Origin of the sequence: Chryseobacterium sp. YIM B08800, assembly GCF_026163565.1 — a bacterium.
GTDB lineage: Bacteria > Bacteroidota > Bacteroidia > Flavobacteriales > Weeksellaceae > Chryseobacterium.
This window is the reverse complement of the sequence record NZ_JAPDKN010000085.1, coordinates 1-11,966: the sequence shown is the minus strand read 5'-3', so window position 1 is coordinate 11,966 and position 11,966 is coordinate 1. Positions and strand designations below refer to the sequence as shown.

Annotated in this window: 13 protein-coding genes; 5 read left to right on the top strand and 8 right to left on the bottom strand. The window is 33.6% G+C overall.

Annotated features, from left to right (window positions below; all coding sequences use genetic code 11):
- Both OEW74_RS19030 and OEW74_RS19025 read left to right on the top strand, forming a co-directional pair.
- On the top strand, nucleotides 1–182 hold a 182-nt coding region (locus tag OEW74_RS19030; RefSeq protein ID WP_265429975.1), incomplete at its 5' end, for a transposase.
- A 121-nt stretch (nucleotides 183–303) separates the two neighbouring features.
- Nucleotides 304–900 (top strand): Crp/Fnr family transcriptional regulator, encoded by a 597-nt coding sequence (locus OEW74_RS19025; RefSeq protein WP_265429974.1) that lies wholly within the window; start codon nucleotides 304–306, stop codon nucleotides 898–900.
- Between the two features lie 541 nt (nucleotides 901–1,441).
- Here OEW74_RS19025 and OEW74_RS19020 read toward each other — a convergent pair.
- The 3 genes from OEW74_RS19020 to OEW74_RS19010 all read right to left on the bottom strand — a co-directional run bounded on the left by OEW74_RS19020 (nucleotide 1,442) and on the right by OEW74_RS19010 (nucleotide 3,769).
- Nucleotides 1,442–1,744 (bottom strand): hypothetical protein, encoded by a 303-nt coding sequence (locus OEW74_RS19020; RefSeq protein ID WP_265429973.1) that lies wholly within the window; start codon nucleotides 1,742–1,744, stop codon nucleotides 1,442–1,444.
- Between the two features lie 118 nt (nucleotides 1,745–1,862).
- Nucleotides 1,863–2,228, bottom strand: a complete 366-nt coding sequence (locus tag OEW74_RS19015; RefSeq protein ID WP_102979604.1) for a response regulator — start codon at nucleotides 2,226–2,228, stop codon at nucleotides 1,863–1,865.
- A 2-nt stretch (nucleotides 2,229–2,230) separates the two neighbouring features.
- The gene (locus OEW74_RS19010; RefSeq protein WP_265429972.1) at nucleotides 2,231–3,769 is read right to left on the bottom strand and encodes a PAS domain-containing protein; all 1,539 of its coding nucleotides are present in this window, start codon (nucleotides 3,767–3,769) and stop codon (nucleotides 2,231–2,233) included.
- A gap of 499 nt (nucleotides 3,770–4,268) precedes the next feature.
- Here OEW74_RS19010 and OEW74_RS19005 point away from each other — a divergent pair, with 499 nt between their 5' ends.
- Nucleotides 4,269–5,252 carry a fatty acid desaturase family protein gene (locus tag OEW74_RS19005; protein WP_265429970.1) on the top strand — a complete coding sequence of 328 codons (984 nt, stop codon included), beginning with the start codon at nucleotides 4,269–4,271 and terminating at the stop codon, nucleotides 5,250–5,252.
- 54 nt (nucleotides 5,253–5,306) lie between these two features.
- Here the strand turns inward: OEW74_RS19005 and OEW74_RS19000 are convergent, their stop codons facing one another.
- The 4 genes from OEW74_RS19000 to OEW74_RS18985 all read right to left on the bottom strand — a co-directional run bounded on the left by OEW74_RS19000 (nucleotide 5,307) and on the right by OEW74_RS18985 (nucleotide 8,804).
- A complete protein-coding gene (locus OEW74_RS19000; protein ID WP_265429969.1) occupies nucleotides 5,307–6,017 on the bottom strand; it encodes a hypothetical protein in 711 nt (236 codons plus the stop codon).
- Nucleotides 6,018–6,302: 285 nt separating this feature from the next.
- Nucleotides 6,303–6,872: a sensor histidine kinase gene (locus OEW74_RS18995; protein ID WP_265429968.1), complete on the bottom strand. Its 570-nt coding sequence runs from the start codon at nucleotides 6,870–6,872 to the stop codon at nucleotides 6,303–6,305.
- Complete coding sequence (locus OEW74_RS18990) at nucleotides 6,866–8,287, bottom strand: PAS domain-containing protein (RefSeq protein WP_265429967.1); 1,422 nt, start codon at nucleotides 8,285–8,287, stop codon at nucleotides 6,866–6,868. The genes OEW74_RS18995 and OEW74_RS18990 overlap by 7 nt, the downstream gene beginning before the upstream one ends.
- Before the next feature lie 304 nt (nucleotides 8,288–8,591).
- Nucleotides 8,592–8,804, bottom strand: a complete 213-nt coding sequence (locus OEW74_RS18985) for a hypothetical protein (RefSeq protein ID WP_265429966.1) — start codon at nucleotides 8,802–8,804, stop codon at nucleotides 8,592–8,594.
- Nucleotides 8,805–9,002: 198 nt separating this feature from the next.
- Between OEW74_RS18985 and OEW74_RS18980 the strand changes: the two genes are divergently transcribed.
- Complete coding sequence (locus OEW74_RS18980) at nucleotides 9,003–10,742, top strand: thiamine pyrophosphate-dependent enzyme (protein WP_265429965.1); 1,740 nt, start codon at nucleotides 9,003–9,005, stop codon at nucleotides 10,740–10,742.
- Nucleotides 10,743–10,961: 219 nt separating this feature from the next.
- Here OEW74_RS18980 and OEW74_RS18975 read toward each other — a convergent pair whose 3' ends face one another.
- Nucleotides 10,962–11,333 carry a response regulator gene (locus tag OEW74_RS18975; protein WP_265429964.1) on the bottom strand — a complete coding sequence of 124 codons (372 nt, stop codon included), beginning with the start codon at nucleotides 11,331–11,333 and terminating at the stop codon, nucleotides 10,962–10,964.
- 222 nt (nucleotides 11,334–11,555) lie between these two features.
- On the opposite strand from OEW74_RS18975, the gene OEW74_RS18970 reads away from it, so the two are divergent.
- Nucleotides 11,556–11,852 (top strand): hypothetical protein, encoded by a 297-nt coding sequence (locus OEW74_RS18970; protein ID WP_265429963.1) that lies wholly within the window; start codon nucleotides 11,556–11,558, stop codon nucleotides 11,850–11,852.
- The last annotated feature ends 114 nt before the right edge of the window (nucleotides 11,853–11,966 follow it).

The window sequence follows — 11,966 nt, the reverse complement described above, 5'->3', positions numbered from 1 at the left end:
GTGAAATTTGTATGAAAGTAAAAAGTATCACTGTTAAAGAAATTTTCAAACGTTTTCCTGAAGTTAAAGCTAAGCTTTGGGGTTGGAATTTTTGGACAAGTGGTTATTATGCAAACACAGTAGGTCAATATGGAAATACAGATGTCATTAAAAAGTATATAGAAAATCAAGGAAAAGAATAAGAATATCAAAAAGTGCATGAGGCTCAACTTACACTTTTTGACTTCTAATACTTCAGGGCTCTGCCCCGGGTAGTTTATTATTAAAAAATTATTAATATCATTTTTATAAATTTCATACTTTATGGTTATTGATGAAGAAATTCTTCTTAAAAATACTGCAGTAATTAAGGAATATAAAGCAGGACAAATAATTTTTTCAGAGAATTCATTGCCTAAATATTATTTTCAGATTAAGTCCGGACTCGTAAAATTGAATACATACCGAGAAGACGGTTCCGAATTTATCCATAGTTTACCATCAAAAGGACATTGTTTTGCAGAAACTTTTCTTTGGTCTGATATGCCTTACTGTATCAATGCAGAAGCAGTGAATGATACAATTATTATTAAGGTTTTGAAAGATGATTTTATGGATATGATTTATCACAATAAAGATATGTTGCAAAATCTTCTTAAGCATAATGCTGAAAGAATGTTTTATAGACATAAAATGTTGGCTACATTATCTATTAACAATCCTTCGCATCGCATCTATAAGGTTCTTCAGTTTTTAAAAGATTATCACCAGATAATAGAACCATTTAAATTTTTGGTTCCTTTCTCTAGACAGCAAATTGCCAATTTAACAGGGCTTCGTGTGGAGACTGTGATCAGAAATGTTAAAAAACTGGAGCAGGAAGACTTAGTAAGAATTTCGGAAGGTAGAATATATCTATAAACGCTATCAGGAATTATCTGTTGTTACAAAAATTAACCCCTTCATATAAGGGGTTAATTTTTTTACTTTATTTTATCATAGATTAATTTAGTAACAAGAGCACCAAAAATATAATATCCGACGGTGATCAACTTCTTTTTATTGTTTTCTGCAACAGGCTCATCATTTAGCCCCATTTTTTGAGGAAGAACAATAGCCCTAATTCCGGCTGCAATCCCACTTGTAAACCAGGTATTAATAAAGAAATAGAGCGTCAGAAAGCTCTGAAGGCATTAGAAAAAGCCAAGTCTTTAAATAGGAAGGTGGTGTTTCTTGCGAAGGGAGCATCAGGTAATTTAAATCCTAATAATCTCTTTTAAGATATTCCAATTAACTTTTTTAAGAGTAAGAATTATTTATGAAGAAAATTTTTGTCTTAATATAAATTATAAGCCCTGTATTGCAGGGCTTTTAATTTTATCAGAAGTTATTCTAATAAGGACAGAATTTCTAAATAAATGCTCAAACATTAGTATTTAGTATCTTATGGTAATTCATCTTTTTAGAAAAGGGTAGTAATGGTTCCATCGCCTATTATTCCTGAATTATCTGAAATTACAAAATCCATTCCTGTATATAATTTTTCCAAGATTACATCTGCGTTAATTAATGTAACATCAACCTTTTCAGAATCGCCCGGAAAAATGAGTTCCGTATGGGTAAATTCCTGAACTCCTATATATGCTACTAATTCAAAAGGAAACTTGAAAGAGGCGCGGAAACCCGATGAGACAGGAGTAACCAATCCTTCTTTTTCTGTTGTATAATAATTAATCAATGCGGTAAAATGTACAATCTTTTTCATAATAATTTAGATCAGACAAAAGTAGAAAAAACGATTGAGAACAGCTTTAAGCAGAAACTTAGAACTTTAATAGTAATGAATTATTTAAATATAAAAATATATCATTATTTTCTCAACATTAAGCTAAAAGTAGTTTTTCTACTCCTGAAGAAACATCATCCATATCAAAAGGTTTTGCGATGAACATATCTGCACCGGCACTGTTTGCTATTTCCTTACCATCAACGCTTGCAGATAGAATAATAACAGGCAGGTCTTTTAACTCATCAGTTGTTCTTATCGTTCTAAGCAATTGATCACCTGAAAGAACCGGCATCCAAAGATCCATGAGTAAAATATCAGGGTTAATATTGCTTATTTGTTTAATAAGATTGGTACTGTTGTTTTCTAAAAAAACAGTATGGCCGTCAATCTCAAGCATCATTTGAAGAACCTCCAGGATGCTGTCATCATCGTCACAGATCATTATTTTTTTACCTTGCATTTCTATTCTTTTTTCTTCTTAATAATTGGTAACGTAAAGTTAAAAGTAGATCCTGCACCAATTTCACTTTCAACCCAAAGTGTTCCATTGTGTTTGGCGATGATCTCACGACATATATAAAGGCCTATTCCCATTCCGGGGAATTTTTTCTGAATATCTCTTGCCCTGAAAAATCTTTCAAATATTTTAGAATGATCCTGTTGACTGATTCCCATTCCATAATCTGTTACTGAAACTTTTACAAAATTTCCGACCCTGTTACAATAGATATCAATTTTATCGGAGCCTGGTGAATATTTGATCGCATTTGAAACCAGATTATTGATGACTTGGGAAATCTGCAACTCGTCACCAAAAATGGTAGCCTTCGTATTGCTGCTGATATTTATTGTGTAGTCTGTTGCAAGAGAAAGATTCTCTACTGTATCATGAATAAGCGTATCAATCTGAAACGGTTCATTATGGATTTCTATATTCCCGGACTGTATTTTGGAAGTATCCAGCAGTTCAGAAATCAGGTTATTAAGTCTGTTAACATTAAGGGAGACTTTTTCTAGAGTTGTCAAGAATTTTTCAGAGGCTTCTTCGGGAGCCATTCGAGTAAGAAGCTGTACAAATCCTTTAATTGTAGTTAAAGGTGTTTTTAATTCATGACTTGCAATGGAAAGAAAATCATCTTTTCTACGGTCAATTTCTTTTTTTTCTGTAATATCTTCAATAGCGATTAATATTCTGTCTTTATACTGCCCTTCAAACTCTATTCGGTAGGCGTTAACAAGCATAATTTTTCTTCCGATATATGGGAAATCGTGTTCTACTTCAAAATCGATAACGGGATTATTGGTAGGAAGAATTTTCATTAAAAGTTCTTTTAAAGCTTCAATATCCCATTGATGATTTCCCAATTCAAATAATATTTTCCCAACAGTATCTTCCTGTGTTACTTTAAATGAATTTAGAAAGTGAGTATTGGCACTTAAAACCCGGTAATCGGCATCCAAAACTAAAAGAGATTCTCTCACGGTTTGAATAATACTCGAAAGAAATGCTTCATTATCGTGAAGTTCCTTGGTTCTTTCAATGATTTTTTTTTCAGCTGATGCCTTCTCATCTCGTAATTCGTTTTCTGCTTTTTTCCGGTCACTGATATCATTTTGAACCCCAATGAAATGGGTAACATCTCCTTCATTATTTTTTACGGGCGATATGATAAGTTCATTCCAAAATAATTTACCGTCTTTCCTGTAGTTTCTGATTTCCAAATGACATTCTTTACCATTTTTTACGGCGTCTTTTATTTGTTCTCTTTCAGGCTGTGTGCGATCTTTTGCCTGAAGAAAACGACAATTGTGTCCGATAATTTCGTTATGAGCATATCCTGTAATGTCCTCAAAAGCTTTATTGCAATAGATGATAGGGTTGTCAGGCTGTTTGTTATCAGTAATTATTATTCCTGATTTTTCGGAGTTTAATGCCTGAAGATAAATGTTATTATCGAGATTGTCATTGATAGAGTTTAGGTGGTCGTATATTGTTTCCAAATCTTCCTATTTTAATTAAATAACTGAAAAGCAGAGCTGCATGTCTGATGTCATTTTATTTAAAGTTCATTCCAAACTTAACCAAAATTTAAGCCATATATAAAAACTAAAGGTAAGGAAATTTATCATTTTTCAAAATTATTACCTATTTATATTGTTCCTCAACCTCTATAAAGAATTATAACTTAATTAATAAAAAACCTTAATTATAATTAATTGTGTTAATGAAAAGAACTTTCCTGATCCGGGTTAAAAGATAATATAATAAATTTGCAATTAATGCGTTATAGTAATATACAATCCCGTAATGCACCGGAAATTTCAACTTTCTTCTTATCTCAACACCAGATTTAGCATATCAGTTTGTTCGCTTTAAGTAGATCAAATATGATATCTATGTCACAAAAAGTAAAATTCTCATCTGCTTCAGGTTCTCGTTTTTATGCAACAGTCAGGAGCAGGGTTGATGATTTTTTCAATCAACGTTAGGTAAGCCAACATGCAAATAAGCTCATGTGGGGTAAGACAATATTTTCTTTCAGGGTTCACAGGGATATATCTTTTAATCATCTCGGGACTTTTGCCTATTTGGGCGCTCATTCCATTAGCTATTTTATTGGGAATGTTCAGTGCCTTTATAGGTTTCAATGTTTGCCATGATGCTATACATGGTGCACTTTCAGGAAATAAAAAAGTAAATAAACTGTTTGGCTTTATTTTTAATCTTATTGGTGCCAATCCATATGTTTGGAGTATCACCCATAATGTTGTTCACCACACCTATACAAATATCCCCGGACACGATGAAGATATTGAAGTAGCGCCAGGATTGATACGTATTGTTGCCGAAGACGAAGTAAATTCTATCCAGCGATATCAACATTGGTACGCCTTTCCGCTCTATAGCTTGGCATCTTTGTCATGGGTATTCCGTAAAGATTATCTGAAGTTTTTCCAGAAAAAAATTGGTGCGCATCAGAGCAAGCATCCTAAATTGGAGTATTTCAATTTATTTTTTTATAAAGCGCTTTATTATTTCCTGTTTATTATACTTCCGTTATTAGTGCTGGATGTGAGTTGGTGGCAGTTTTTAATTGGTTTTCTCTTGTTGCATATCGCCGAAGGATTAACAATGGGTCTGGTTTTTCAGTTGGCTCACGTTGTGGAAGGTACCGATTTTTCACTGCCTAATGAAACCGGACAAATGGAAGAGGCTTGGGCGGAACATCAGATGCGTACAACTGCAAATTTTGCAACCCATAATAAACTTGCCGCATTTTTTCTTGGTGGACTCAACAGGCAGATCGAACATCACTTGTTTCCTAAAGTCTGCCACATCCATTACGGTGAGATATCCGTTATTGTAAAAGAGACTGCAATGGAGTTCAATTTGCCTTATATTGAAAATAAAAGTTTTCTTTCTGCCCTTCGCTCGCATTTTGTAACACTTAAAAAATTTGGTAAAGAGTCGGTCATGAACTAGCTTAAGATTAATTATCCAAAAATTACTTAGGGAATAAATATTAAATACCTTTATTTAAGCAACTTTAGATTTGTTCCTGTATTTTTTGTGATGATCTTTTTTCAATTGCTCCAGAAAGTAGATTAGCGAAATTTTACATGATTTTTGAAAATAAGATTCGAATTCACCTGCGGAATGGTAGCCGCACATCGATCCAAGATCAGCAGACTTGTAGTCTCTGTATTTTGGTTGGTTGAATAATTTTTTTATGATAAAATCAATTCTTAATCGGTGTAAATATAATTCGGCGCTGACTGATTCATGTTTCATAATCACTTCCTGTAGATATTTGAATTCAATATTCAAGTCGTTTAACAGAGTTTCTAATGAAGTTTCTTTGTCAAGAAATTTCTCGGATTGTTTAAAGTGGTTTAACCCTTTGACAATTCTTTTCTCCATACTAGTTGAATACATTTTCTGAAAATCATTTTGAATGAGTAGGTTATCAACTGGCTTTGAAACGAAAGAATCTCTACTTTCTTTCTGCACCTTTTTCTTGTAATCATTTGATAAATTATTTACAAGTTTTCGGTATCTTTTTCTAAGAATAAAATTTCTTCTCTTATTAACAATAAATATTCCTGCAGTAAATGCAAGGAATCCATTGATTTGGAACTGATGTAAAGCATATTTCTGCGCTAAAGAGAATGATTCAACAAATCCGAATACGTTGTTATCTTGACCATGTAATAAACCTGCATGGAAAATAGAGTAAATGCCAGTCATGAAAAATTTCCATTTCATAAGATAGGTAATATTAAGTGATAAAAATTCAGATTAAATTTTAATATACAATTAATGAACCAAATTGGTGAATTAAGTTTATATGATACAAATAAGACATAAACAGTCTTTTATTTGTAAATAGTTGCACGTATTTTTATCAACTCTACAAATGAGTTGATAATTTTTTAAATAAAGATTTGAAACAACTAATTGGAGGCTGAAATATTGAGTGAAAAGTATTACTTACTTCTAACTTTTAACAGACTATTGTTATAATTTTTACTATTAATAGGTAAGCTTTTCTCCGTTGATAGGCAGTACAAATGAGAATACAGTACTTTCATTCTTAGAGCCCTGAACTTCTATTGTACCGTTATGCAGTTCGATAATTTCTTTACAAAGATAAAGTCCGATACCAAATCCCGATGTACTTCTGCTGTTAATATCTTTCACCCGATAATAACGTTCAAATATCCGTTCCTGATCTTCTCTGGATATACCGATTCCCTGATCTTGGACATTTATTTTTAAGCTGTTGTTATCTGTTGTAAGATATTCTACGGTAATTGAGGTGTTAATAGGAGAGTACTTGATCGCATTTCCAATAAGGTTATGGAGTACCTGCGATATTTTATCGCGATCTGCAAATAGGGTTAAGGAGCCAGATGTTTTAAAAATAAAATTACGCGTATGATTGGTTGAAAGAACCTCATGCTCAATTTCAGTGAATAATATTTGGAGATCAAATTCGGTTTTTTCTATATGCATCTGCCCGGAATCAAGTCGTGAAACATTTAGAAAACCATTAATCATACTGTTCATATAATCCACCTGCTTTACAGATTTCTCTAACATATTCTTTTTTCTATATTTACCTCTGTCCGTTGTAGCAGTTGAAGATATGCCTTTAGTGAAGTGAGCGGTGTCTTAAGTTCATGGCTGACTATTCCCATAAAATCGTCTTTTCGCTGTTCCTCTTTTTTTTGTTCAGTGATATCCCTAAGAGTACCGTTTAGACTTAACGCATTGCCTTCTTTATCATAAAAAACTCTTCCGTTCGCTTGCAGCAGTCTTATCTTTTTATCGGTATTGTTTTGAATTTGATACTCTATAAAATAATGACCATCAGAGTTCTTGCTTAAAGAATGTGTAATAGCATCAATTACCCCATCTCGATCTTCAGGAAGGATAACTGCCAATGCAACGGAAAGATCTAAATTTTCTTCAGACGACAGTCCAAACCAATTTTTAAGAAGGGTATTTCCTGAAAAAAGGTTGGTTGCAGGCTGGTAATAAAAAGTAGCAAGTTCTCCTGCATCGATAGCCAATGCGAGCATTTGTTGATCGTTCTCATTTTTCCGACGTTCTAAAACCTGCTGAGTAATCTCCTCAAGAATAACAAGAACACCCGAAACAGTTCCATCTTCTGAGAGTATGGGTTGGTATATAGAATTGACAATAGCCTCTCTCAGTCCATCACCATCGAGCAACTTAACTGTAAATTCCGTATTAATTTTGGGTTTACCGCTATTATAGACTTCTTTAAGCCAGATATTAACGGGTTGTCCCTGCAATTCAGGACGGGCTTTTTCATGCGGAAAACCAATGACTTCAGATTCTTTGCGACCCCAAATATTGAGAATGGCTGGATTAGCGATTTCAATAATATGCTCATGACCTTTCAGCATCGCAATTCCAACCGGAGCCTGCTCAATAATAGTTCGGATATATTCCCTGTTATGAGCGAGCTGCTTTATAGAACTACTGAGCTCTTCGTTGGTAGAGGTAAGCTCTTCCAATGTTGCAGCCATTTCCTCATTGAGCGCATGTTCCCTTTCTTCTTTCTCTCGTATTTGCTGTAAAAATTCACGGCGTGATGTTACATTAAGTGCTGTATTGAGTATGCACCATGTTTTATGATGTTGATCGGTAAGTGCTTTATATTCATAATCAAAATAATCAAGCACCTCTTCTCCATTTATGATAAGTTTAGCAGGAGCTTCAGATACTGAATAGGTTTTACCTGAACGCCAAACCTCCTGCAACAACTCTAAAAAAGGCTGGCCTTCCAGTTCAGGAAGTGCTTCCATTAAGGGTTTACCTATTACAGATGAGTCTTTACCCCACAGCTCCAGCATGCCCGCATTTGCAAAACGGATGACCATATTTTCCCCTGAGTAGATGGAGGTCGGTGCCGGAGAGGAAGCCAATGCCTGAAGAATTAGATCAAGATTGAAACTGTTATCGGATAAGTTTTCCTGAGTTATCATAAATATGGCAAAGATATGGAAAGTCTGTTTATTGTGATCAAATTATGGTACATGAAATGCCGGAAAAGTTAATGATGATAAGTGCTTGTTGCGGGTATAATATTTCGTAATTAATGTAATAAAAGAATTTAGGCTTTTAAATCATTAGACAGAAGAAATTGAATAAATTCGAGTGCATTTCTAAGTGCTTACTCAAAAGTATCAATAAAAAGAGGGCTGTGAGTAGGATAAGGAATTGTTTTTGTTAAAAAATGTCAAATAGGTATAAATACTAATTATCCCTTATTAAGATGGATTTGAGATATTAAATTTTATTTCGTAACGTTCTTTGTGCTATAAGAAACTGTTCTTCACTCAGGTTGTTTTTTAACACTGTTGCAAATCCTTTATTCATGTCAATTAGTATACTGACATTTACATTGCCTATATAAGATGTCAGGCTTTGGAGTTTTCTTCTAACTTGATTTTTCATATATTGTTCAGCCCCGTTCCATAGTTTTTTCTGGAGTTCAGTCATACATGCTTTTTTATTGATCGTTGTAAATAAAATATTCATGGTGATTTTAATTTAGTTATTAAACACCTTAACAATAAATATTCCAATATCGGTACACATTTTAAAACATACTTTTTTCATTTGGTATTCCTTTTGACACCAATCACTGGAAGAATCACTTGCCTTAATAAAGGTTTTTAATAATTATAAAAAAATTATATGGCTAAAAATGTATCAGACCATTTGGTCGAAATGTTAAAAAGTGCCGGTATTAAAAGAGTCTATGCTATAACAGGAGACAGTTTAAATCCGGTTAATGATGCTATCAGAAGAGATGGTACAATTGAATGGATTCACGTAAGGCACGAAGAAACTGCAGCCTACGCAGCTTCAATGGATGCAGAACTTAACGGTATTGGATGCTGCATGGGAAGTTCCGGGCCCGGTCATGTTCACCTGGTCAATGGTCTTTATGATGCGAACAGATCAGGAAATCCTGTCATCGCTATTGCAAGCACTTGCGCAACAGAGAAATTCGGAACTGAATATTTTCAGGAGACCAATCCTCAATTCCTCTTCAAAGACTGTAGTAAGCAGGTTTTTATGGCTAATACACCCAAGCAGTTTGGCACTATGATTCAACGTACCATACAGACTGCACTGAATGAAAAAGGTGTTGCGGTTTTAGGCTTACCGGGCGATGTGGCATCGGCAGAATATGAAGAAGTATCTACAGGGTATAAAAGCTTTAATACAGCTCCGATATTCAGGCCTTCAGATCCCGAAATGTCACAGTTGATACAATTGTTAAATTCAGAAAAGAAAATTGTTTTCTTCTGCGGACACGGCTGTAAAGGTACAGTGAATGTGGTTGAGGAATTAGCAGGTAAATTAAATGCTCCTATTGTATATTCTTTCAGAGGAAAAATATTCTTTGACAGAGAAAACAGCCCTTTTGCAGTTGGTATGAACGGTCTTTTAGGTAATAAATCTGGATATGATGCCTGCAACGAGGCAGAAGTTTTAGTTTTATTAGGAACCGATTTTCCTTATTCGGAATTTTTACCTGAAAATAAAACTATTGTTCAGATTGATGAAAAGCCTGAAAGGATAGGGCGGCGCGCACACGTTGATTACGGCTATGCCGGAGATATTAAAGATACGTTGACGGCTTTGTTGCCTTTTATTGAGTCTAAATCGGATGATTCTTTTCTTAAGAAAATGAAGAAAATCTATAATGATGATGAAAAAAGGTTTAGTGATTACGCAGAAAAAAAAGGATCTCCTTCGAAGATTAACCCTGAATATATCGCTACTTTGATCGATCATTATTCTTCTGAAAACGCAGTTTATACGGTTGATACAGGGATGACCTCAGTATGGGCAGCCAGATTTATCCGTGCTAAAGGAAGTCGTTACTTAACAGGATCATTTAACCACGGGTCAATGGCCAATGCTTTACCGATGGCAATTGGTGCGGCTGCATCAACAACCGACAGACAAATCATTGCTATGAGTGGTGACGGAGGATTGTCTATGCTTTTAGGTGAATTAGCAGTCATTATGCAATATCAGTATCCAGTCAAAATATTTGTTTTCAATAATCATTCTCTCGGTATGGTGAAGCTTGAAATGGAAGTCGCAGGGTATGTCGATTGGCAGACTGATATGATTAATCCACCTTTTGATAAGATTGCAGAATTAATGAATATCAAAGGTATTGAACTAAAAGATCCTGAAAAAGCAGAAGACGTTATCCGTGAAGCATTTGAACATAAGGGACCGGTATTGGTAAATATCTATACGGATCCAGATACTTTAGCAATGCCTCCTCATGTAACTTTCGAACAAATGAAGGGTTTTGCCGCATCTTTAGTTAAAAAAATAGGAATGGGTAAGTTTGATGAAGTCAAAAACTCAGTTAAGGCGGGAATAAGCCAGATTGGGGAAGTTCTTTAAGTCTCTACCTGATTTAACGATATTTTTTATATCTCTATAACTTCTAATAAGTCATAATTATTTATTGATAATAAATTTTATGACTTATTTTTTAGTTTAGGGGCTAAATTATGACTATAAATTCAGTATTGAATCTGATAAATTGTTAACTATAGAAGCATACTATTCAATAGAGTTTAAAACATTATCGTTTTGATGTATTGGGAGGAAAGAATAAAATTAGTTCATAAGCAAACCTTTAACTTTAGAAATGAGATCATTCATATCAAATGGTTTGGCGATAAATGCATTTGCTCCGGCATCTTCAGCAATATCTGATCCGTCAACACTTGCGGATAATACAATCACCGGAAGATCTTTGAATTCTTTGCTAGCGCGTATGGATTTAAGAATCTCATCTCCAGCCATAAATGGCATCCATAAATCTAATAAAAGTAGATCGGGGGAATTTGATTTTATATTATTGATCAGATTAGGGCTGTGAATTTCTGTAAATACGGTAAAGTTTTCAGTTTCCAAAAGCATTTGAATGACATCCAAAATGCCTTGGTCATCATCGCAGACCATGATTTTTTTAGTATTAGTAATCATCAGTTTTCATTTATAATTAGATTAGCAAGGCCTAATCTATTCAACTTACATGTTCAGCAAATATCATTCCATCACGAGGTTATTACTGTGCTAAATACTGTTGATTCTGATACTGGAAATAAAATATTCAATTTATTTGTAAACTGAAAAAGTCAATTTTAAATTTAGCTCATGTCCTTATGGTATGGCATATTATATGTTATACTACAATAAAATTACTGTATGAAACAGATAAAAATAAAAATGAATTTTTCAGGTAAATACGATATTCTCAGCAAGTCATTATATTTTAATCCTAGAGAATTTTATATATATGATTATTCACAAATCTCAAATTTGAAATTAATTTCATTGATTGAGCTTTTTAGAATCAGAACCACCGGAATTTATAATTCATTATTAAATTGGAACATTTCGTTATCAAATGTTATTATGCCTATTTATTTAAAAAGCAAAAATGAACAGGATAGCGATATTTATTTTAAAGATGTTGAGCAATTGGTTCTTAACTTTCAATAATTTACTATTTCTGGAATAATTTTAAATAAAACAAAGGAAGTAATCGGCAATCATTACTTCCTTTGTTTTATTTAGAGCCTGTTTAAATTTTATTGAGTAATAATTTTATGGCAG